The following is a 22,761-nucleotide window of genomic DNA, read 5'->3' as shown; positions in this document are numbered from 1 at the left end:
TATTTTTCGCGACGCGAATTATCAATCTTAAAACCCGAAATCTTTGTGGCTTTATGACGAGGAGCACAAAAAATCCTTCATTTTGTAACATTTTCATAAGGGTGGATTTTTATAGCGATAAAGTTTAAAAAATAAGACAAAACAATAAAATGAAAGCGATTTCATTCTTTAAAACAGGGGAATGTGTGGAAGCGCTGATCCGTGAGAGAAAATGAAGGGAGAAATAAAAAACATATTAATTCGCAACGCGAATATTTCAGAGAGGTTAACGGCTTGATTCGATGAATAAAAAAAACGCCGCACGATGGCGGCGTCCTGTTACAGGCTGGCTTTTACTCGCCGATTTTAGCCCAGGTATCGCGCAGGCCGACGGTGCGGTTGAAGACCAGTTTGTCACCGTTTGCATGGCGGCTGTCGAGGCAGAAATAGCCTTCGCGCTCGAACTGCAGGGCTTTGCCCGCCTCGGCGTTTTTCAGGCTCGGTTCAGCATAACCCTGCTTGATAACCAGCGATTCGCTGTTGATCGTCGCGAGGAAATCTTCCGCAGCACCCGGGTTCGGCACACTGAAAAGACGGTCATAAAGACGGATCTCAACCGGCAGCGCATGCGCGGCGCTGACCCAGTGGATAACGCCTTTCACCTTGCGACCATCGGCCGGATCTTTGCTCAGCGTTTCGGCATCGTAAGTGCAGTAGATGGTAGTGATTTCGCCCGCGTCGTCTTTCTCAACGCGTTCCGCTTTAATGACATAGGCATTACGCAGGCGGACTTCTTTGCCGAGCACCAGACGTTTGTACTGCTTGTTCGCTTCTTCGCGGAAATCTGCGCGATCGATCCAGATCTCGCCGCTGAACGGCACGTCGCGGTTGCCCATTTCCGGTTTGTTCGGATGATTAGGCATTAAAACCACTTCGCTCTGACCCTGCGGGTAGTTTTCGATAACCAGTTTCACCGGATCGATAACGGCCATCGCGCGCGGCGCGTTCTCGTTGAGGTCTTCGCGAATGCAAGACTCAAGAGACGCCATTTCAATGGTGTTGTCCTGCTTGGTTACGCCGATGCGTTTACAGAATTCACGGATGGAAGCAGCGGTGTAACCGCGACGGCGCAGACCGGAAATGGTCGGCATACGTGGATCGTCCCAGCCTTCAACGTGCTTGTCGGTCACCAGCAGGTTCAGCTTGCGCTTGGACATCACGGTATATTCCAGATTCAGACGAGAGAACTCGTACTGACGCGGATGCACCGGAATGGTGATGTTATCCAGCACCCAGTCGTACAAACGACGGTTATCCTGGAATTCCAGCGTACAGAGTGAATGGGTGATCCCTTCCAGCGCATCGGAAATGCAGTGGGTGAAGTCGTACATCGGGTAGATGCACCACTTGTTGCCGGTCTGGTGATGTTCAGCGAACTTAATGCGGTAAATAACCGGGTCGCGCATTACGATAAACGGCGACGCCATATCGATTTTCGCACGCAGGCACGCTTTACCTTCTTCAAACCCGCCCGCGCGCATTTTTTCAAACAGCGCCAGGTTTTCCTCCACGCTGCGATCGCGGTACGGGCTGTTTTTGCCAGGCGCAGTCAGGGTGCCGCGGTATTCGCGGATCTGCTCCGGCGACAGCTCGTCGACGTAAGCCAGCCCTTTGTTGATAAGCTCAACGGCGTAGCTGTAGAGCTTATCGAAATAGTCAGAGGAGTAACGTACGTCGCCAGACCAGTGGAAACCCAGCCATTGCACGTCGTTTTTAATCGACTCGACAAATTCCAGGTCTTCTTTCACCGGGTTGGTATCGTCAAAGCGAAGGTTGCACTGGCCGTTGTAATCCTGCGCGATGCCGAAGTTCAGGCAGATAGATTTCGCGTGGCCGATGTGCAGATAGCCGTTCGGCTCCGGCGGAAAGCGGGTGCAAATCGTGGTGTGTTTTCCAGACGCCAAATCTTCATCAATAATCTGGCGAATAAAGTTAGTCGGGCGGGCTTCTGCCTCACTCATCGCATATTCCTCAAAGCGTCAACATCGTTTAACGGCGTATGATCTTATAAGCAGAGACGGGAAACAACCTTTAGTTACAGAAATCCCGCCGCGAAGTACCGCCTGTTACTGGCGGGCTTCAGCATACTGCGCGAGGTGACAACGCTCGGGCGTTCTGGCTTTGAATAATTTTACGGGCGGCCTTAACGACTCAACCCCGCCTTCGCGCGGAAGGTAACCCGGCGCTTCAACACACCAGCTCCAGGAATACATCATCGTGCCGTGCAGGAAGAAAATCATGTTTTCCCATTCTGAAACCCGCGAAACGGAAATATGACCGTTTTCATCCGCCGTGAATTTTTCCGGCGGCGGGTAATAGCCCGGCGGCGAGCGGTGCGTTTGTAGCCAGAGCGTTGCGTGGGGAACCGGTTCGCCCTGCTCGTTTTGAATATCCATCTCCAGCGCAGGCCGGTGCGTGGCGTAGCGGGGCACACAGCCGCTCAGCAGCACGGCGGCAAAAACAGCGATAATAAAATGACGCATACGATTCTCCTTAATTCTGGTGGCGATACCCTACACGGCATTCTGACGGATGCGCCAGCCCCCAAAAAAAGCAAAAAAAACGGCGGGAGCATCTCCCGCCGTTTAAGGCATAACGACTCAGAAGCGATTATTTGCCTTTAATCTCATACAGCGGGCTCTGCCCTGCCACCACCGCGCCCTGCGCCTTAACAATCAGACTGCCGAAGTCGTCGATGTTGCTGCACACCACGGGGCTAATCATTGAGCGCGCATTCGCGTTCAGGTAATCGAGGTCAAGCTCCAGAACCGGCTGACCTGCGGTCACCTGGGCGCCCTCTTCCACCAGACGTTTAAAGCCCTGACCGTTAAGCGCGACCGTATCAATACCCATGTGAACCACGATTTCCGCGCCGTTTTCGGTTTCCAGGCAGAACGCGTGGTTGGTGTTGAAGATTTTGACAATCGTGCCCGCCGCCGGTGACACCACCGTTTTGTCGGTCGGTTTGATAGCGACGCCATCACCGACGGCTTTGCTCGCAAACGCTTCGTCCGGCACTGCATCCAGCGCCACAACCTCGCCGGTCACCGGCGAGACCAGCGCGGCTATCGTATACGCATTGGCGACCGCCTGTGGTTTTACCGCGGGTGCGACAGGCGTAGCCGGCGCGACGCCTGCAGTAGCGGGTGCGACAGGGCCACGGGCCACGACTTTTTTCATTTCGTCGCCGATAGATTCCGCCTTCGCGCCCACAATGACCTGAATGGTTTGCTTGTTTAATTTCACCACGCCGGACGCGCCAAGGCGTTTGCACGCGGCCTCACTGACCAGCGCAGCGTCATCAACGGTGAGTCGCAGGCGGGTAATACAGGCATCAATCGCTTTCAGGTTATCACTGCCGCCAACGGCCGCGATGTAGCTGGTCGCCAGTTGTTCCAGACCTTCTTCTGTATTGCTGTTCGCCTCTTCCGTCACTATCTCGCTGTCTTTGTCTTCACGACCCGGCGTTTTCAGGTTGAACATGCGAATCACCGCGCTGAACAACAGGAAATAGATAACGAAGAACACCAGCCCCATGACCAGCAGCATCCAGACATTTTTGCTGGCGGCGGGCAGGCTGTACATCAGCGCATAGTCAATGGCCCCTGCCGAGAAGGAGAACCCGGCGTGGATGCCCAGCAGCGTGGCGACAAACAGGCTAACACCCGTTAACAGCGCATGCAGCAGATACAGGACAGGCGCCAGGAACATGAACAGGAATTCCAGCGGCTCGGTCACACCGGTCAGAAACGCGGTGATCGCAACGGACAGCAGCATACCGCCGACCATCGGACGGCGAGCTTTGGGAGCGGCAAAGTACATTGCCAGCGCAGCCCCCGGTAAACCGAACATCATGATCGGGAAGAAGCCGGACATAAACATCCCGGCGGTGCCGTCACCCGCGTAGAAGCGGTTGATATCGCCATGGAATACCGTACCCGCGGCATTGGTAAACTCGCCAATCTGGAACCAGGCGATAGTGTTCAGTACCTGATGCAGCCCGGTTGGAATAAGCAGACGGTTAATAAAGCCGAAGATACCGGAACCCAGCGCGCCCGCAGAGACGATCCATTCGCCGCCAGCATGAATCGCGTGCTGCACCGGCGGCCAGACATAGCCAAAAATGGCAGCCAGCACCAGACAGAAGAAACCCGTTGCGATAGGGACAAAACGTTTGCCGCCGAAGAAGCTCAGGAAGTCAGGCAGCTTGATCCCCGCCCAGCGGTTATAGACCGCGCCGCCTACCAAGCCCGTAATAATACCGGCCAGCACGCCCATATTAATTTCCGGGTTGATAGTTACCATAGCTTTGGTCAGCACAAAATAACCCACCGCACCGGCAAGGGCCGCCGCGCCTGCGCTATCTTTGGACCAGCTGGAGGCGACCCCAATAGCAAAGATTAACGCCAGGTTATCGAAAATCGCCCCGCCCGCTTGCGCGATGAAGGCAACGTTAAGCAAATCTGGCTGACCGAATCGTAACAGTAGCGCCGCCACAGGCAGCACCGCGATGGGGAGCTGTAACGCTCTGCCCAGCCGCTGGAAAAAACCTAAAATATTCATCTGATTCCCCCTACGAGACCCCGTTCTGGCTTCTTTGAAGCCGTTTTTTATTGTGCTACCAACCCCGAAACGCGGCGATACTTTGCAACAGTGCTGAGTGTCTGCAAAATTAATTCGCCTCGCAAATTAAACGCGTCTTTTCTGTGATTTTTATCACCAAATATCGTAGTTACACACCCTGACCTATGGCTTACCTCGAAAACTTATTTTATCATTCAAAAAATCGAGACGGATTGCTCCCGCTTTCAGCGAACGGGTATACCCTTACACTGTGCGTCGTTCAATCCGCGCCTGTTTTCTAACTTTCGAGGTGAACAATGAGACTGATTCCGCTGGCTACGCCGCAGCAGGTAGGCAAATGGGCCGCCCGCCATATTGTTAAGCGCATTAACGATTTCAACCCCACCGCTGACCGTCCTTTCGTTCTCGGCCTGCCGACAGGCGGCACGCCGCTTGAAGCCTACAAAGCGCTGATTGAGATGCACAAAGCGGGCCAGGTGAGCTTCAAACATGTGGTGACCTTTAACATGGATGAATATGTCGGGCTGCCGAAAGATCATCCGGAAAGCTACCACAGCTTTATGTACCGCAATTTCTTCGACCACGTTGATATTCCCGAAGAAAATATCAACCTGCTGGATGGCAACGCGCCGGATATTGACGCAGAATGCCGCCGCTATGAAGAAAAAATTCGAGCTTACGGCAAAATTCATCTGTTTATGGGCGGCGTGGGCAACGACGGTCATATCGCGTTCAATGAGCCTGCGTCTTCGCTGGCCTCCCGTACCCGTATCAAAACGCTGACGCATGACACCCGCGTGGCGAATTCGCGTTTCTTTGGCGGCGATGTGAATCAGGTGCCAAAATACGCCCTTACGGTGGGCGTCGGCACGCTGCTGGACGCGCAGGAAGTCATGATTCTGGTTCTGGGCCACGTTAAGGCGCAGGCGCTGCAGGCAGCCGTTGAAGGCAATGTGAATCATATGTGGACCATCAGCTGTCTGCAGCTGCATCCGAAAGCGGTTATCGTCTGCGATGAGCCTTCCACCATGGAACTGAAAGTGAAGACGTTAAAATACTTCACCGAGCTCGAAGCTGAGAATATTAAAGATCTTTAAGGACTGTTTACCGGGGGCATTATGTACGCTTTAACCCATGGCCGGATTTATACCGGTCACGACATTCTGGATGACCACGCGATTGTTATCGCCGATGGCCTGATTGAGCGCCTGTGCCCGCTGGCTGACCTGCCAGCAGGGATCGAGCAGCGCGATATGGGCGGCGCCATCATCGCCCCCGGTTTTATCGACGTGCAGCTGAACGGCTGCGGTGGCGTGCAGTTTAACGACACGGCAGACGCCGTCTCGGTCGACACGCTGGAAATCATGCAAAAGGCCAATGAGAAATCGGGCTGCACCAGCTATCTGCCGACGCTGATCACCTGTAGCGATGCGCTGATGAAACAGGGCGTGCGCGTGATGCGCGACTACCTGGCGCACCATAAAAACCAGGCGCTCGGTCTGCACCTTGAAGGCCCGTGGCTGAATATCGTCAAAAAAGGCACGCATAACCCGGATTATGTGCGTGAGCCGGACGCGGAACTGGTGGATTATCTGTGTGAGAACGCCGATGTCATCACCAAAATCACGCTCGCGCCGGAACGCGTCGCGCCGGAGGTTATTGCAAAACTGACGGCCGCTGGCATCGTGGTCTCCGCCGGGCACTCCAACGCGACGCTGAAAGAAGCGAAAAAAGGCTTCCGCGCCGGGATCCGCTTTGCCACGCACCTTTTTAACGCGATGCCGTATATCACCGGCCGCGAGCCTGGCCTTACCGGCGCAATCTTTGACGAGCCGGATGTCTTTTGCGGCATTATCGCCGACGGCCTGCACGTGGATTTCGCGAACGTGCGTCTCGCAAAAAAGGTAAAAGGCGACAAACTTTGTCTGGTGACCGATGCAACGGCGCCCGCAGGTGCCAATATTGATGAGTTCATTTTTGCTGGTAAAACAATATACTACCGCAATGGCCTGTGCGTGGACGAGAACGGCACCCTCAGTGGTTCGGCGTTGACCATGATCGAAGGCGTGCGCAACCTGGTGGAGCATGTCAATATCGCACTGGACGAAGCGCTGCGTATGGCGACGCTTTATCCGGCTCGCGCCATGGGCGTGGCGCACCGGCTTGGCAGCGTTGAAGCGGGCAAAGTGGCGAATCTCACCGCCTTTACCCGCGATTATAAAATCATCAAGACCATCGTTAATGGTAACGAGGTCGTTACTGAGTAAATAAAGGCATGACGACTGGCGGACAGGCTCAAATTGGCAACGTTGATCTCGTAAAACAGCTTAACAGCGCGGCGGTGTATCGCCTTATCGACCAGCATGGACCGATATCGCGCATACAGATAGCCGAACAGAGCCAGCTCGCGCCCGCCAGCGTTACCAAAATTACTCGCCAGCTGATTGAGCGCGGCCTGATTAAAGAAGTCGATCAGCAGGCCTCTACCGGGGGCCGCCGCGCTATCTCCATCATCACGGAAACCCGGCATTTTCAGGCGGTCGGCGTGCGGCTTGGCCGACACGACGCCACGCTGACGCTGTTTGATCTGAGCAGCAAAGTGCTGGCGGAAGAACATTTCCCCCTGCCCGAGCGCACCCAGGAAACGCTGGAGCACGCGCTGTTGAACACCATCGCGCAGTTTATCGAAACCTGGCAGCGCAAAATCCGCGAGCTCATCGCCGTCTCCGTTATTCTGCCGGGCCTTGTTGACCCGGAAAGCGGCGTTATCCGCTATATGCCGCACATTAACGTGGAGAACTGGCCGCTGGTCGACGCGCTGCAAAATCGCTTCAACGTCGCCTGTTTTGTCGGGCACGACATCCGTAGCCTGGCGCTGGCAGAGCACTACTTCGGTGCAACGCGCGACTGCGAAGACTCCATTCTGGTGCGCGTTCACCGCGGCACGGGCGCAGGGATTATCTCCAACGGGCGCATTTTCATCGGCCGCAACGGCAACGTCGGCGAGATTGGCCATATCCAGGTCGATCCTTTAGGCGAGCGCTGTCACTGTGGCAACTTCGGGTGTCTGGAAACCGTCGCCGCTAACGCTGCGATAGAGCAGCGCGTGCGTCAACTGCTTGAACAGGGTTACCAGAGCCGCCTGACGGCGGACGAGTGCAACATCAAAGCGATTTGCAAAGCCGCCAACCGGGGTGATGCGCTGGCCTGTGAAGTGGTGGAGCGCGTCGGGCGTCAACTGGGCAAAACTATCGCTATCGCCATTAACCTGTTTAACCCGCAAAAAGTGGTGATCGCCGGAGAAATCGTGGAGGCGCAGAAAGTGCTGCTGCCCGCTATCGAAAGCTGCATCAACACCCAGTCCCTGAAAGCGTTTCGTAAAAACCTGCCGGTGGTGCCGTCGCAGCTCGATCACCGCTCGGCGATCGGCGCGTTTGCGCTGGTGAAACGCGCCATGCTTAACGGATTGTTATTACAGCGTTTGCTGGAAAGTTAACGAGTGACTTTGGCGTTTGCGCTATAGTTACGCCTTTCTGTTCCCTGAGCCAGAGTAGTCCATGACCATTCAGAACGTAATTTGCGATATCGATGGCGTGCTGATGCACGATAACGTTGCGGTGCCCGGCGCCAGCGAGTTTCTGACCCGCATCCTCGAAAAAGGGTTTCCGCTGGTTCTGCTGACCAACTACCCTTCCCAGACCGGCCAGGATCTGGCTAACCGTTTCGCCTCCGCCGGGATCGACGTGCCGGACAGCGTGTTCTACACCTCCGCCATGGCGACGGCGGATTTCCTGCGTCGTCAGGAAGGTAAAAAGGCCTATGTGGTCGGCGAAGGGGCATTAATTCACGAGCTATATAAAGCCGGCTTTACCATCACCGATATCAACCCTGATTTTGTGATTGTCGGCGAAACCCGCTCCTATAACTGGGAAATGATGCATAAAGCCGCCTTTTTCGTCGCCAATGGCGCGCGATTTATCGCCACTAACCCCGACACGCACGGGCGCGGCTTTTACCCGGCGTGCGGCGCGCTGTGCGCGGGCATTGAGAAAATCTCTGGCCGCAAGCCGTTTTATGTCGGCAAGCCGAGCCCGTGGATCATTCGCGCAGCGCTGAACAAAATGCAGGCGCACTCCGAGCATACCGTGATTGTCGGCGACAACCTGCGTACCGATATTCTGGCGGGATTCCAGGCCGGGCTCGAAACCATCCTGGTATTGTCCGGCGTTTCTACCATTAACGATATCGACGCCATGCCGTTCCGGCCAAGCTGGATCTACCCTTCCGTCGCCGAAATCGACGTTATCTAATCCCAACGGCCATTAACGATGGCCGTTTTTTTTGCCCTTTGCGCAAAGACCGCATTCAATAAAATCGCTATATTTTTGCTGAATCATCAAAAACACAGCGTTTTTGATAACCATTTTTAAATTTCCGCTAACGCCTGTTGAACTATTTATTACTCCGACGCTAAAAGACTTGCACAGACCGCATCATTTACGGCATTTTCTTAATCAATAACGGAGGCCGACGCGAAAACATTGCATAAACCGCAACGCCTCGCAGACAGACAACACAACATCACCGCCAGGGTTAACGGAGTTTTCTATGTGTTCTATTTTTGGTGTGCTGGATATTAAAACTGATGCGGTTGAACTGCGTAAAAAAGCACTTGAGCTCTCGCGCCTGATGCGCCACCGCGGCCCGGACTGGTCCGGCGTTTTCGCCAGCGATAAAGCTATTCTCGCGCATGAACGTCTTTCTATCGTCGACGTCAACGCAGGCGCGCAGCCGCTCTACAACACCGAAAAAACGCATGTGCTGGCCGTTAATGGCGAGATCTACAACCATCAGGCGCTGCGCGCGGAGTACGGCGATCGTTTCCAGTTCCAGACCGGCTCTGACTGCGAAGTTATCCTGGCGCTGTATCAGGAGAAGGGGCCGGAATTTCTCGACGAATTACAGGGCATGTTCGCTTTCGTGCTCTATGACAGCGAAAAAGACGCGTACCTGATTGGTCGCGACCATATCGGCATCATCCCGCTTTATATGGGCCACGATGAGCACGGCAACTTTTATGTCGCTTCCGAGATGAAATCGCTGGTGCCGGTATGCCGCACCATTAAAGAGTTCCCGGCGGGCAGCTATCTGTGGAGCCAGGACGGCGAAATCCGCCAGTACTACCAGCGCGACTGGTTTGACTATGACGCGGTAAAAGACAACGTGACGGATAAAGCCGAGCTGCGTCAGGCGCTGGAAGACGCCGTGAAGAGCCACTTAATGTCTGACGTGCCGTATGGCGTGCTGCTCTCGGGCGGTCTGGACTCGTCTGTTATCTCGGCTATTACCAAGAAATTCGCCGCGCGCCGCGTGGAAGATCAGGAGCGCTCCGAAGCCTGGTGGCCGCAGCTGCACTCCTTTGCGGTTGGCCTTGAAGGCTCGCCGGATCTGAAAGCAGCACAGGAAGTGGCGAACCATCTCGGTACGGTACACCATGAAATCCACTTTACCGTTCAGGAAGGGCTGGATGCTATTCGTGACGTGATTTACCACATCGAAACCTACGATGTGACAACCATTCGCGCGTCGACTCCGATGTATTTAATGTCCCGTAAAATCAAAGCGATGGGCATTAAGATGGTGCTCTCCGGCGAGGGTTCAGACGAAGTGTTCGGCGGCTACCTTTACTTCCATAAAGCGCCGAATGCGAAAGAGCTGCATGAAGAGACCGTGCGTAAACTGCAGGCGCTGCATATGTTTGACTGCGCGCGTGCCAACAAAGCGATGTCGGCCTGGGGCGTTGAAGCGCGCGTGCCGTTCCTCGATAAGAAATTCCTCGATGTGGCGATGCGCATCAACCCGCAGGATAAAATGTGCGGCAACGGCAAGATGGAAAAACATATTCTGCGTGAATGTTTTGAATCTTACCTGCCGGCGAGCGTGGCGTGGCGCCAGAAAGAGCAGTTCTCTGACGGCGTCGGCTACAGCTGGATCGATACACTGAAAGAAGTGGCCGCAGAGCAGGTCACCGATCAGCAGTTAGCCACGGCCAGCTTCCGTTTTCCGTACAATACGCCGTCGTCTAAAGAAGCGTACCTTTACCGCGAGATTTTTGAAGAACTCTTCCCGGTGCCGAGCGCAGCGGAGTGCGTGCCGGGCGGGCCGTCCGTTGCCTGCTCTTCTGCAAAAGCTATCGAATGGGATGAAGCATTCAAAACCATGAACGATCCGTCAGGCCGCGCAGTGGGCGTACATCAGTCCGCCTACAAATAAGCGAGCTTTAAATGAACAACGGGCCTTCACGGCCCGTTTTTTTATGGGCGCAAAGATGTTCGGGCAGTGTCTCGTTTTCCATTGACTTAGTGGATAATTCGCCCGGAATCGACGAATATTGCATCAAGCTGTTCGCAAGCTAGTCAAACAGTCACAATCCGTCGATTTTCGCCAAAAAAGGTGTTGACGCTTCCAGGCCCAATACGCATAATGCGCCCCGCAACGCCGATAAGGTAACGCGAAAAAAAGATGGCTACGTAGCTCAGCTGGTTAGAGCACATCACTCATAATGATGGGGTCACAGGTTCGATTCCCGTCGTAGCCACCATCTTTTTTGCGGGAGTGGCGAAATTGGTAGACGCACCAGATTTAGGTTCTGGCGCCGCAAGGTGTGCGAGTTCAAGTCTCGCCTCCCGCACCATTCCCGGGTTAGCGTTGCACGGATGGGGTATCGCCAAGCGGTAAGGCACCGGTTTTTGATACCGGCATTCCCTGGTTCGAATCCAGGTACCCCAGCCATATTTCTTCGACTTTTGCGTATAACGCAGTGGTCGTTGGGGTATCGCCAAGCGGTAAGGCACCGGTTTTTGATACCGGCATCCCCTGGTTCGAATCCAGGTACCCCAGCCAGTCGTCATGGCTGGTGAGTAACAAAATTTGGCTACGTAGCTCAGCTGGTTAGAGCACAGCACTCATAATGCTGGGGTCACAGGTTCGATTCCCGTCGTAGCCACCATATTTAAAGCGTCTTGCATTTTTAATGTGGGATAGCGCGAAGTAAAATTCGCAAGAGTTTCTTGGGGTATCGCCAAGCGGTAAGGCAGTGGATTCTGATTCCACCATTCCGAGGTTCGAATCCTCGTACCCCAGCCACTTTGAAGAAGCGGTTGGCAACAAGCTAAACGCACAGGTTAAAGGTTCTTTGTTTCTTCCTTTAACTGATCATTCAGTACCAACATTTTGTTGGGGTATCGCCAAGCGGTAAGGCAGTGGATTCTGATTCCACCATTCCGAGGTTCGAATCCTCGTACCCCAGCCACTCTTTAAAAGCCTGCGAAAGCAGGCTTTTTTCTTTTCTGCGCCTCAACTGTATAGCGCTGTCTTTAGCGCGCTTCCCAAACTCTGCCGTTCTCTTGCAGCATCACGCAATAAAAAAGCCCGCGCATGCAGGCCTTTTCACTCCCCTCGCTCACCGCTGCCAGGCGATGACGGCGCTAACGCCTCCGCCATGTCATTAAACGCAGCAATAAGCATGTTGTAACTAAGGCGTTATAAACCGAGCGCATATCGCAGCGCCTGACGCTTCAGTACGCCCGACCGCTGGGCGGCGATAAGCCCCAGATTGCGCAGCACCCGCAGCGGCTTCAGCTTCGCGGTAAAGCCCGCGTGGAAGAGATCCATACCGCTTTGCATCAGCAGATTATCCGGCAGCCGGCGACGCTGGTAGCGCTTGAGCACCTCGCCAGACGCCCAGTCTTCCGCCGCATTGCGGGCATCAATCACCACCTTCAACAGCGCATCTACATCGCGATAGCCGAGATTCACGCCCTGCCCCGCCAGCGGGTGAATGGTATGCGCGGCGTCGCCCACCAGCGCGACACCCGGCAGCACGTAACGCAGTGCATGTCGGCGCACCAGCGGAAACGCGCCGCAGGTGACCGGCGTCACGCCGCCGAGCCGCGATGGAAACGCCGCCGCGATCTCGCGCCCGAGCTGCGTCATATTCATCGCCTGCAGTTGACGAACGCGCGCCGGGCGGTCATACCAGACCAGCGAGGCCCAGTTATCAAACAGCGGCAGAAACGCATGCGGCCCGTTGGGCGTAAAATGCTGCCATGTGCTGTCGCCAGGCGGTTGCTGGCACTGCACGCTGATGAGCAAACACGACTGCTGATATTGCCAGGCGTTCACCCCGATCCCGGCCCATTTGCGCACCTGCGAGCTTGCGCCATCGGCGCCGATGACCAGCCGCGCGTCGAGCGTTTCGCCATTATCCAGCGCCAGCTGATACCCGTGTTGCGAGGCGGTCATCTGCGTGAGCGTCGTCGGGCACAGCAGTTTAACGGCCGGATGCGCCTCCAGCGCCTCCCACAGCGCGCGTTGCAGTACGCTGTTTTCCACCATGTAGCCGAGTTCGGGCAGTTGCAGCTCGTCAGCGCTGAATTCAACGCGTGCCTCGTTCCACTCCCAGGTTTCGAGGCGACGATAAGGATGCGCGCGCATCTCCAGCACCCGCTGCCAGACGCCCAGCCCGCGCAGCAGATCCACAGAAGCGCAGCTGATGGAAGAGATCCGCACGTCCGGCGGATTTTGCGGCGAAAACGCGGGCGGCGCGGCGTGCTCGACTACCGCCACCTGAAAACCATTTTGCGCCAGCCCCAGCGCGGCCGCGGCGCCCACCATGCCACCGCCGACGACGGCGACTTCAATAGGTTGATTTGTCATGGTCATTTTGTCCTTAAGCAGTCTCCCTTCAGTTTACCGGATTTTTCGCCGCCTGACGTCTTTGCCTCGCCACTGGTCACGAACACGTCAAAGCATTACAATACGCGGCCAAAATGAGTGGCTTTAACTGAGCAATGGCAAGTCAATGACAAAAAAACTCCATATTAAAACCTGGGGCTGTCAGATGAACGAATACGATTCATCGAAGATGGCCGATCTGCTGGAAACCACGCACGGCTTTACGCTGACCGACGTGGCGGAAGAAGCAGATATTCTGCTGCTGAATACCTGCTCAATCCGCGAGAAGGCACAGGAGAAGGTTTTCCATCAGTTAGGGCGCTGGAAAACGTTAAAGGAAAAGAACCCGGATGTGATTATCGGCGTGGGCGGCTGCGTGGCCTCTCAGGAAGGCGATCATATTCGCGATCGCGCCCGCTACGTCGACATTATTTTCGGGCCTCAGACTCTGCACCGCCTGCCGGAAATGATCAACCAGGTGAAAGGCACCCGCAGCCCGGTCGTTGACATCAGCTTCCCGGAAATCGAGAAATTCGACCGTCTGCCGGAGCCGCGCGCGGAAGGCCCGACGGCGTTCGTTTCCATCATGGAAGGCTGCAACAAATACTGCACCTACTGCGTGGTTCCGTACACCCGCGGCGAAGAAGTCAGCCGTCCGAGCGACGACATCGTGCTGGAAATCGCCCAGCTCGCGGCACAGGGCGTACGTGAAGTTAACCTGCTCGGGCAGAACGTGAACGCCTGGCGCGGCGAAAACTACGACGGCACCATCGGCACTTTCGCCGATCTGCTGCGTCTGGTGGCCGCTATCGATGGTATCGACCGTATTCGCTTCACCACCAGCCACCCGATCGAATTCACTGACGATATCATCGAAGTGTATCGCGATACCCCGGAGCTGGTGAGTTTCCTGCATCTGCCGGTGCAAAGCGGCTCCGACCGCGTGCTGAACATGATGGGACGCACCCACACGGCGCTGGAATATAAAGCGATTATCCGCAAGCTGCGCGCTGCGCGTCCGGATATCCAGATTAGCTCCGACTTTATCGTCGGCTTCCCTGGCGAAACCCAGCAGGATTTCGAACAGACCATGAAGCTGATTGCCGAGGTCAATTTCGATATGAGCTACAGCTTTATTTTCTCCGCACGCCCCGGCACCCCGGCCGCCGACATGGTGGACGACGTGCCGGAAGAAGAGAAAAAGCAGCGTCTGTATATTCTGCAGGAGCGCATCAACCAGCAGGCGATGGCCTGGAGCCGCCGTATGCTCGGCACGACCCAGCGCATCCTGGTGGAAGGCACGTCGCGTAAAAGCATCATGGAGCTTTCCGGACGCACCGAAAATAACCGTGTGGTGAATTTCGAAGGCGCGCCGGAGATGGTCGGTAAATTCGTCGATGTGGAAATAACCGAGGTGTTTCCGAACTCCCTGCGCGGCAAAGTTATCCGCACCGAGGAAGAGATGGGCCTGCGCGTAGTGGAATCCCCGGCGGCGATCATCGCCCGCACCCGCAAAGAGAACGAACTCGGCGTCGGCATTTTCCAGCCGTAACCCGCTGTCTCACGTATGCCGCCCCGCTGCGGCATACGCTTATTTTTCACCCATCCGCTCTTGTATTCTGAAAGCGTCACCCAAATATCCGGGTTGTCGCTTGCGCCTTTTTCCCTCGCCGTGAATAATTTCTCTAAGGCCCTGTGAAAATCAGCAGGCATTTTATTCACCTTAACTGGCCCTGTGTGACCAAGAGGACAAGTTTGAATATCGAAACACGTGAATTTACGCTGGAACCTGCAGACAACGCTCGTCTGCTTAGCCTCTGTGGACCCTTTGATGACAACATCAAACAGCTGGAACGCCGCCTCGGCATCGAAATCGCCCGTCGCGACAACCACTTTAAACTGACCGGCCGCACCATTTGCGTCAGCGCCGCGACGGATATTCTGCGCCATCTGTATGTCGATACGGCACCGATGCGCGGCGAAATCAAAGAGATCGAGCCGGAACAGATCCATCTGGCTATCAAAGAGTTTCGCGTGCTGGAGCAGAGCGCCGAAAGCGTGCCGGAGTACGGCAAAGCGGTCAATATCAAGACCAAACGCGGCGTGATTAAACCCCGCACGCCGAACCAGGCGCAGTATATCGCCAACATCCTTGACCACGACATCACGTTTGGTATCGGCCCTGCCGGTACCGGTAAAACGTATCTCGCGGTCGCGGCCGCCGTGGACGCGCTGGAGCGTCAGGAGATCCGCCGCATTCTGCTGACCCGCCCGGCGGTGGAAGCGGGTGAAAAGCTCGGCTTCCTGCCAGGCGATCTCAGCCAGAAGGTTGACCCATACCTGCGGCCGCTCTACGACGCGCTGTTTGAAATGTTAGGTTTTGAGCGCGTAGAGAAACTGATGGAGCGCAACGTGATTGAAGTCGCGCCGCTCGCGTATATGCGTGGTCGCACGCTCAACGACGCGTTCATCATTCTTGATGAGAGCCAGAACACCACCATCGAGCAGATGAAGATGTTCCTGACGCGTATCGGCTTTAACTCTAAGGCAGTTATTACCGGCGACGTCACGCAAATCGACTTGCCGAGAAACCTGAAGTCCGGTCTGCGTCACGCCATTGAAGTGCTGTCGGAGGTGGAGGAAATCAGCTTTAACTTCTTCCACAGCGAAGACGTGGTACGCCACCCGGTCGTTGCGCGTATCGTCACCGCCTATGAAGCCTGGGAAGAGGCTGACCAGAAACGCAAGGCCGAACAGGCGGCGGAACGTAAACGCGAAGCGCTGGCGCTGGCCGCTGGCACGCAGGAGAGTAAATGAGTCAGGTTATCCTTGATTTGCAGGTTGCCTGCGAAGACATCGCCGGTTTGCCGGACGAAGCCCAGTTTCAGACATGGCTGAATGCCGTCATCCCACAGTTTCAGGAAGAATCAGAGGTGACGGTACGACTGGTGGATGAAGCGGAAAGTCATGATTTAAATCTGACCTACCGCGGTAAGGATAAATCGACCAACGTGCTGTCGTTTCCGTTCGAAGCGCCGCCAGGCATCGAGCTGCCGCTACTTGGCGATCTGATTATCTGTCGTCAGGTGGTGGAGCGCGAAGCGCAGGAGCAGGAAAAGCCGCTGGAAGCCCACTGGGCGCATATGGTGGTGCACGGCAGTCTGCATCTGTTGGGCTATGACCATATCGAGGATGACGAAGCCGAAGAGATGGAAGGCATCGAAACCGAGATAATGCTTGCCCTGGGCTTTGACGATCCGTACATTGCCGAGAAAGCATAATCTGTGCGGCAGTCCGCTGCCGCCCGTGATTTCTATCGCCGCGGCGTGTATTTACCGCCGCGGGCGACACATCCACTAACATGAGAACCCTGAATTAACGCCATGAGCGACGACAACTCACACAGTAGCGACTCACTTAACAAAAAGGGATTTTTCTCCCTCCTCTTAAGCCAGCTTTTCCACGGTGAACCGAAAAACCGTGATGAACTGCTTGAGCTTATCCGTGATTCCGAGCAGAACGAGCTTATCGACCAGGATACGCGCGACATGCTCGAAGGGGTAATGGATATCGCCGACCAGCGCGTTCGCGACATCATGATCCCCCGCTCTCAGATGGTCACCCTCAAACGCAACCAGAGCCTCGATGAATGTCTCGACGTCATTATCGAATCGGCGCATTCGCGTTTCCCGGTGATCAGCGAAGACAAAGATCACATTGAAGGGATTTTGATGGCCAAGGATCTGCTGCCGTTTATGCGCAGCGATGCCGACGCCTTCAGCATGGATAAAGTGTTGCGCCCGGCGGTTGTCGTGCCGGAAAGCAAACGGGTTGACCGGATGCTGAAAGAGTTCCGCTCACAGCGCTACCACATGGCTATCGTGATTGACGAATTCGGCGGCGTGTCCGGGCTTGTGACCATCGAAGATATTCTGGAGCTTATCGTCGGTGAAATCGAAGACGAATATGACGACGAAGAAGATATCGATTTCCGTCAGCTGAGCCGCCACACCTGGACCGTGCGCGCGCTGGCGTCTATTGAAGATTTCAATGACACCTTCGGCACACAGTTTAGCGATGAAGAAGTGGACACCATCGGCGGTCTGGTGATGCAGGCGTTTGGCCACCTGCCTGCGCGCGGCGAAACCATCGACATCGATGGTTACCAGTTTAAAGTTGCTATGGCGGACAGCCGTCGTATTATCCAGGTCCACGTCAGAATGCCGGAAAATTCGCCGCAGCCTAAACTGGAAGACTAATGGAATGGCTCTTGCCTCATTGATTGAACGCCAGCGCGTGCGTCTGCTGCTGGCGCTGCTTTTCGGTGCCAGCGGAACGCTGGCCTTTTCCCCTTATGATTTCTGGCCCGCCGCCCTCATTTCGCTGATGGGCCTTCAGGGGCTCACCCTAAACCGCCGCCCGATGCAAAGCGCCTGGATTGGTTTTGCCTGGGGGATGGGTCTGTTTGGCAGCGGCGTGAACTGGGTCTATGTCAGTATCGCCCAGTTTGGCGGTATGCCGGGCCCGGTTAACGTGGCGCTGGTCGTGCTGCTTGCCGCCTACCTGTCGCTGTATACCGGCCTTTTCGCCGGCGTGCTGGCGCGCCTGTGGCCGAAAACCGGCTGGCTGCGCGTGGCGGTCGCTGCGCCGGTCGTCTGGCATCTCACCGAGTTTCTGCGCGGCTGGGTGCTGACCGGGTTCCCGTGGCTGCAGTTCGGCTACAGTCAGATAGACGGCCCGCTGAAAGGCCTGGCGCCGGTGATGGGCGTCGAGGCGATCAACTTCTTACTGATGGCGGTCAGCGGTCTTCTGGTGCTGGCGCTGGCGCGTCGCGCCTGGAAGCCCGCCGTTTGCGCGCTGGTGCTGTTCGCGCTCCCCTTCCCGCTGCGCTACATCCAGTGGTATCAGCCGCACGCCGAGCGCGCGATAAACGTCGCACTGGTGCAGGGCAATATTCCGCAGTCGATGAAGTGGGATGAGGGCGAGCTGGTGAATACGCTGCGTATCTACCTCAACGCCACGCGGGCGCAGTTCGGCAAAGCCGGACTGATTATCTGGCCGGAATCCGCTATCCCCGATTTAGAGAGCAACCAGCAGCCGTTCCTGCGCGACCTCGATACAGTGCTGCGCGCGAATGACGCGACGCTGATAACCGGCGTGGTGGATGCGCGTCTTAACGACAAAAACCGTTACGACACCTATAACACCATTATCACGCTCGGCGGCGATACGCCTTACAGCTACAACTCCGCTAATCGCTACCATAAAAACCATCTGGTGCCGTTTGGCGAGTTTGTGCCGCTGGAGTCTCTCCTTCGACCGCTGGCACCGTTCTTCGACCTGCCGATGTCCTCGTTCAGCCGCGGCCCTTACCTGCAACCGCAACTGCAGGCGCACGGCATGAAGCTGACGGCCGCTATCTGCTATGAAATCATTCTCGGCGAACAGGTGCGCGATAACTTCCGCCCGGACACCGATTTCCTGCTGACGATTTCAAACGATGCCTGGTTCGGCCACTCCATCGGCCCGTGGCAGCATTTGCAGATGGCGCGTATGCGCGCGCTGGAGCTGGCGCGTCCGCTGCTGCGCAGCACCAATAACGGCGTCACGGCGGTGGTTAACCCGAACGGCGACGTGCAGTCGATCATCCCGCAGTTCACCCGCGAGGTGTTAAACGCCTCCGTCACGCCCACCAGCGGGCTCACCCCCTACGCCCGTTTCGGCAACGCGATTATCTGGATTATCGTCGCGCTCGGCGGCTTCGCCGCGGTGCTGATAAGCCTCGGCAGGCGCAGACGCGTGTAAATTGCCGCTAAAAAGGTCAGCTATGCTGGCCTTTTTCTTTTCTGGCATACCCTTTGCTTTAGTTAATCCAATGATTTAGCTGAAACGCCTTCACAGGCGATGCAGGCGCGTTTATTGCACCAGCAATACGCTTTTGCGGCACCACTTTAGTGCAACGCCGCATTTTTGCCTCTAATTGGTGCGGCGCGCTTCGCAAAAATAAACAAATTCACAGCAAATTATTTACATCCAGCCAGGCTAAATGGTACCAACACGGTACTAACGCTGCTGGCGGGACGGCAGGATATAACAACACACATTCACAATTGGGTATCAATGGCGTCTCTGGCGCCGCGATAAAGGAGTTGGATATGCAGTTACGTAAACTGACCGCAGCAATGCTGGTAATGGGCCTGAGCGCGGGTCTGGCTCACGCGGAAGAAGCAGGCAGCGGTCAAAGCACGCTGGATAAAATCAAAGCGAACGGCGTTATCGTCGTCGGCCATCGCGAATCCTCAGTTCCTTTCTCCTATTACGACAACCAGCAAAAAGTGGTCGGCTACTCGCAGGCTTACTCCGACGCTATCGTTGAAGCCGTGAAAAAGCAGCTCAACAAGCCGGATCTGCAGGTTAAAATGATCCCGATTACCTCGCAAAACCGTATCCCGCTGCTGCAAAACGGCACCTTCGATTTCGAATGCGGCTCCACAACCAACAACCTGGAGCGCCAGAAACAGGCGGCGTTCTCTGACACCATTTTCGTTGTGGGCACCCGCCTGCTGGTGAAAAAAGGCGGCCCGATTAAAGATTTTCCGGATCTGAAAGGCAAAGCGGTCGTTGTGACCTCCGGCACCACCTCTGAAGTGCTGCTGCACAAGCTCAACGACGAGAAGAAAATGGATATGCGCATCATTAGCGCCAAAGACCACGGCGACTCTTTCCGCACCCTGGAAAGCGGCCGCGCGGTGGCCTTTATGATGGATGACGCCCTGCTGGCCGGCGAGCGCGCGAAAGCGAAGAAACCGGACAACTGGGAAATCGTCGGCACGCCGCAGTCCAAAGAAGCCTACGGCTGTATGCTGCGTAAAGGCGACGAGTCCTTCAAAAAGCTGGTAGACGATACCATCGCCCAGGCGCAGACCTCCGGCGAAGCGGCGAAATGGTTTGATAAGTGGTTTAAAAACCCGATTCCGCCGAAAAACCTTAACCTGAACTTCGAGCTTTCAGAGGACATGAAAGCCCTGTTCAAAGAGCCTAACGATAAAGCGCTTAACTAATTACAACCATTAAGGGGCGGGTCACCCTGCCCTCACGATTGACGACATGAAGCCCGGACAGACTATACGTCGGATGGCCGTTCCCCATCCGGCGCGAATACAAGAGGCTTCTCATCAATCTTAGGGGGTAGCGCTGCTACCCCCCTTTTTTTTCGGAGTCCGTTATGTCTATAGACTGGAACTGGGGCATCTTTTTACAGGATGCGCCGTTCGGCAACACCACCTACTTAGGTTGGCTATGGAGTGGCTTTCAGGTAACGGTCGCGCTGTCGATCACTGCCTGGATAATCGCGTTCCTGGTCGGCTCCCTGTTCGGTATTCTGCGCACCGTGCCAAACCGCTTTCTCTCCGCCATCGGCACCTGCTATGTCGAGCTTTTCCGCAACGTTCCGCTGATCGTCCAGTTCTTTACCTGGTATCTGGTCGTGCCGGAACTGCTGCCGGAAGATCTCGGCATGTGGTTTAAAGCGGAGCTCGATCCCAACGTACAGTTTTTCCTCTCGTCGATGATCTGCCTCGGCCTCTTCACCGCCGCCCGCGTGTGCGAACAGGTGCGCGCCGCTATCCAGTCGCTGCCGCGCGGTCAGAAGAACGCCGGGCTCGCAATGGGCCTGACGCTGCCGCAAACCTATCGCTACGTGCTGCTACCGAACGCCTATCGCGTGATTGTGCCGCCGATGACCTCCGAAATGATGAACCTGGTGAAGAACTCGGCTATCGCCTCAACCATCGGTCTGGTGGATATGGCGGCGCAGGCGGGCAAGCTGCTCGACTACTCCGCCCACGCCTGGGAATCGTTTACGGCTATTACGCTCGCCTATGTGTTTATCAATACGGTCATCATGGTGGTGATGAATCTGGTGGAACGTAAGGTTCGCCTGCCGGGCAATATGGGGAGCAAATAATGTACGAGTTCGACTGGGGATCGATTGTTCCCTCTATGCCCTATCTGCTGGCAGGGCTGGTCATTACCTTAAAAATCACCGTCACGGCCGTGATTATCGGCATCGTCTGGGGCACGCTGCTGGCGGTCATGCGCCTTTCTGCGTTCAAGCCGTTCGCCTGGTTTGCCACGGCGTACGTCAACGTGTTTCGCTCTATTCCGCTAGTAATGGTACTGCTGTGGTTTTACCTGATTGTGCCGGGCATTTTGCAGGATGTGCTGGGGATCTCGCCGAAAACCGATATTCGCCTCATCTCTGCGATGGTCGCGTTTTCGATGTTTGAAGCCGCGTACTATTCGGAAATTATCCGCGCCGGTATCCAGAGCATCTCCCGCGGTCAGTCGAGCGCCGCGCTGGCGCTGGGGATGACCCACTGGCAATCCATGAAGCTGATTATCCTGCCGCAGGCGTTCCGCGCCATGGTGCCGCTGCTGCTGACGCAGGGCATTGTGTTGTTCCAGGATACCTCGCTGGTATATGTGCTGAGCCTCGCGGATTTCTTCCGCACCGCGTCGACGATTGGCGAGCGCGACGGCACTCAGGTGGAGATGATCCTGTTTGCAGGCGCCGTTTACTTTGTCATTAGTTTAAGTGCATCGCTGTTGGTCAGTTGGCTGAAGAAAAGGACTGTATAATGATTACCCTGAAAAACGTTTCGAAATGGTATGGTCACTTTCAGGTGCTTACCGACTGCTCCACGGCCGTGAAGAAAGGCGAAGTTGTGGTGGTGTGCGGCCCTTCCGGCTCCGGCAAGTCGACGCTGATTAAAACCGTTAACGGCCTCGAACCTGTTCAGCAGGGCGAAATCGTCGTGAACGGCACCCGCGTCAACGATAAAAAAACCAACCTGGCGCAGCTGCGCTCGCATGTTGGCATGGTGTTCCAGCACTTCGAGCTGTTCCCGCACCTGTCTATTATCGAAAACCTGACGCTGGCGCAGGTAAAAGTCCTGAAGCGCGATAAAGCTGCTGCCCGTGAAAAAGGGCTGAAACTGCTGGAGCGCGTCGGGCTTTCCGCGCATGCCAATAAATTCCCGTCACAGCTCTCCGGCGGCCAGCAGCAACGTGTGGCGATTGCGCGCGCGCTCTGTATGGACCCGGTGGCGATGCTGTTTGACGAACCCACCTCCGCGCTCGACCCTGAAATGATCAACGAAGTGCTGGATGTGATGGTGGAACTGGCGCAGGAAGGGATGACGATGATGGTCGTGACCCACGAGATGGGCTTTGCGCGCAAGGTCGCGCATCGCGTTATCTTTATGGATGAAGGTAAAATTGTGGAAGATTCGCCGAAAGAAGAGTTCTTCGCCAACCCGAAATCGGAACGCGCGAAAGACTTCCTCGCGAAAATCCTGCACTAAGTCTTCCGCACACTACATCAACACGAAAATCCGCGCG

18 protein-coding genes and 7 tRNA genes are annotated in these 22,761 nt (G+C 55.8%); 21 read left to right on the top strand and 4 right to left on the bottom strand.

All coding sequences use genetic code 11. The annotated features are described in order from the left end of the window. Positions 1–332: 332 nt before the first annotated feature. The 3 genes from glnS to nagE form a co-directional block, all read right to left on the bottom strand. Positions 333–2,000, bottom strand: coding sequence for a glutamine--tRNA ligase (gene glnS, locus AFK67_RS06165; RefSeq protein ID WP_007728024.1), 1,668 nt, complete (start codon positions 1,998–2,000; stop codon positions 333–335). A 105-nt stretch (positions 2,001–2,105) separates the two neighbouring features. Continuing rightward, complete coding sequence (locus AFK67_RS06160; RefSeq protein ID WP_007728023.1) at positions 2,106–2,522, bottom strand: hypothetical protein; 417 nt, start codon at positions 2,520–2,522, stop codon at positions 2,106–2,108. A gap of 127 nt (positions 2,523–2,649) precedes the next feature. Next, positions 2,650–4,602, bottom strand: a complete 1,953-nt coding sequence (gene nagE / locus AFK67_RS06155; protein ID WP_007728022.1) for a PTS N-acetyl glucosamine transporter subunit IIABC — start codon at positions 4,600–4,602, stop codon at positions 2,650–2,652. Positions 4,603–4,919: 317 nt separating this feature from the next. On the opposite strand from nagE, the gene nagB reads away from it, so the two are divergent. The 12 genes from nagB (at position 4,920) to AFK67_RS06095 (ending at position 11,935) form a co-directional block, all read left to right on the top strand. Further along, the gene (nagB, locus tag AFK67_RS06150) at positions 4,920–5,720 is read left to right on the top strand and encodes a glucosamine-6-phosphate deaminase (protein ID WP_007670385.1); all 801 of its coding nucleotides are present in this window, start codon (positions 4,920–4,922) and stop codon (positions 5,718–5,720) included. A 21-nt stretch (positions 5,721–5,741) separates the two neighbouring features. Further along, positions 5,742–6,890 carry an N-acetylglucosamine-6-phosphate deacetylase gene (gene nagA, locus AFK67_RS06145; RefSeq protein ID WP_007728021.1) on the top strand — a complete coding sequence of 383 codons (1,149 nt, stop codon included), beginning with the start codon at positions 5,742–5,744 and terminating at the stop codon, positions 6,888–6,890. 8 nt (positions 6,891–6,898) lie between these two features. Further along, complete coding sequence (gene nagC, locus AFK67_RS06140; RefSeq protein WP_007728017.1) at positions 6,899–8,119, top strand: DNA-binding transcriptional regulator NagC; 1,221 nt, start codon at positions 6,899–6,901, stop codon at positions 8,117–8,119. 61 nt (positions 8,120–8,180) lie between these two features. Continuing rightward, positions 8,181–8,933: an HAD-IIA family hydrolase gene (locus tag AFK67_RS06135; RefSeq protein ID WP_004387185.1), complete on the top strand. Its 753-nt coding sequence runs from the start codon at positions 8,181–8,183 to the stop codon at positions 8,931–8,933. Between the two features lie 298 nt (positions 8,934–9,231). Continuing rightward, a complete protein-coding gene (asnB, locus tag AFK67_RS06130; protein ID WP_007728015.1) occupies positions 9,232–10,896 on the top strand; it encodes an asparagine synthase B in 1,665 nt (554 codons plus the stop codon). Positions 10,897–11,147: 251 nt separating this feature from the next. Beyond that, positions 11,148–11,224 (top strand) — tRNA-Met (locus AFK67_RS06125). 8 nt (positions 11,225–11,232) lie between these two features. Continuing rightward, positions 11,233–11,317, top strand: a tRNA-Leu gene (locus AFK67_RS06120). Positions 11,318–11,340: 23 nt separating this feature from the next. Then, a tRNA-Gln gene (locus tag AFK67_RS06115) sits at positions 11,341–11,415 on the top strand. 36 nt (positions 11,416–11,451) lie between these two features. Beyond that, a tRNA-Gln gene (locus tag AFK67_RS06110) sits at positions 11,452–11,526 on the top strand. Between the two features lie 29 nt (positions 11,527–11,555). After that, positions 11,556–11,632, top strand: a tRNA-Met gene (locus tag AFK67_RS06105). A 62-nt stretch (positions 11,633–11,694) separates the two neighbouring features. Next, a tRNA-Gln gene (locus AFK67_RS06100) sits at positions 11,695–11,769 on the top strand. A 91-nt stretch (positions 11,770–11,860) separates the two neighbouring features. Next, positions 11,861–11,935, top strand: a tRNA-Gln gene (locus AFK67_RS06095). Positions 11,936–12,165: 230 nt separating this feature from the next. Here the strand turns inward: AFK67_RS06095 and ubiF are convergent. After that, the gene (ubiF, locus tag AFK67_RS06090) at positions 12,166–13,341 is read right to left on the bottom strand and encodes a 3-demethoxyubiquinol 3-hydroxylase (protein ID WP_007710605.1); all 1,176 of its coding nucleotides are present in this window, start codon (positions 13,339–13,341) and stop codon (positions 12,166–12,168) included. Positions 13,342–13,486: 145 nt separating this feature from the next. On the opposite strand from ubiF, the gene miaB reads away from it, so the two are divergent. From miaB to AFK67_RS06045, 9 genes are all read left to right on the top strand, one after another. Beyond that, positions 13,487–14,911 (top strand): tRNA (N6-isopentenyl adenosine(37)-C2)-methylthiotransferase MiaB, encoded by a 1,425-nt coding sequence (miaB, locus tag AFK67_RS06085; protein ID WP_007710631.1) that lies wholly within the window; start codon positions 13,487–13,489, stop codon positions 14,909–14,911. A 203-nt stretch (positions 14,912–15,114) separates the two neighbouring features. Further along, positions 15,115–16,176: a PhoH family protein gene (locus tag AFK67_RS06080; protein WP_007710634.1), complete on the top strand. Its 1,062-nt coding sequence runs from the start codon at positions 15,115–15,117 to the stop codon at positions 16,174–16,176. After that, positions 16,173–16,640 carry an rRNA maturation RNase YbeY gene (gene ybeY, locus AFK67_RS06075; RefSeq protein ID WP_007710637.1) on the top strand — a complete coding sequence of 156 codons (468 nt, stop codon included), beginning with the start codon at positions 16,173–16,175 and terminating at the stop codon, positions 16,638–16,640. The genes AFK67_RS06080 and ybeY overlap by 4 nt, the downstream gene beginning before the upstream one ends. Positions 16,641–16,742: 102 nt before the next feature. Continuing rightward, positions 16,743–17,618 (top strand): CNNM family magnesium/cobalt transport protein CorC, encoded by an 876-nt coding sequence (gene corC / locus AFK67_RS06070; RefSeq protein ID WP_007710647.1) that lies wholly within the window; start codon positions 16,743–16,745, stop codon positions 17,616–17,618. A gap of 4 nt (positions 17,619–17,622) precedes the next feature. Next, a complete protein-coding gene (gene lnt, locus AFK67_RS06065) occupies positions 17,623–19,164 on the top strand; it encodes an apolipoprotein N-acyltransferase (protein WP_007710648.1) in 1,542 nt (513 codons plus the stop codon). A 350-nt stretch (positions 19,165–19,514) separates the two neighbouring features. After that, a complete protein-coding gene (locus AFK67_RS06060) occupies positions 19,515–20,420 on the top strand; it encodes an amino acid ABC transporter substrate-binding protein (protein WP_007710649.1) in 906 nt (301 codons plus the stop codon). Between the two features lie 164 nt (positions 20,421–20,584). Then, the gene (locus AFK67_RS06055; protein ID WP_007710650.1) at positions 20,585–21,325 is read left to right on the top strand and encodes an amino acid ABC transporter permease; all 741 of its coding nucleotides are present in this window, start codon (positions 20,585–20,587) and stop codon (positions 21,323–21,325) included. Beyond that, on the top strand, positions 21,325–21,999 hold the full coding sequence (gene gltK, locus AFK67_RS06050) for a glutamate/aspartate ABC transporter permease GltK (protein WP_007710651.1): 675 nt from the start codon (positions 21,325–21,327) through the stop codon (positions 21,997–21,999). The genes AFK67_RS06055 and gltK overlap by 1 nt, the downstream gene beginning before the upstream one ends. Next, positions 21,999–22,724 carry an amino acid ABC transporter ATP-binding protein gene (locus AFK67_RS06045; RefSeq protein WP_007699518.1) on the top strand — a complete coding sequence of 242 codons (726 nt, stop codon included), beginning with the start codon at positions 21,999–22,001 and terminating at the stop codon, positions 22,722–22,724. Before gltK ends, AFK67_RS06045 begins: the two co-directional genes overlap by 1 nt. Positions 22,725–22,761: the final 37 nt, after the last annotated feature.

The sequence above is a fragment of the Cronobacter dublinensis subsp. dublinensis LMG 23823 genome, from assembly GCF_001277235.1.
In the GTDB taxonomy this organism is placed as follows: Bacteria; Pseudomonadota; Gammaproteobacteria; order Enterobacterales; family Enterobacteriaceae; genus Cronobacter; species Cronobacter dublinensis.
This window is presented reverse-complemented; position numbering and strand designations above follow the sequence as displayed.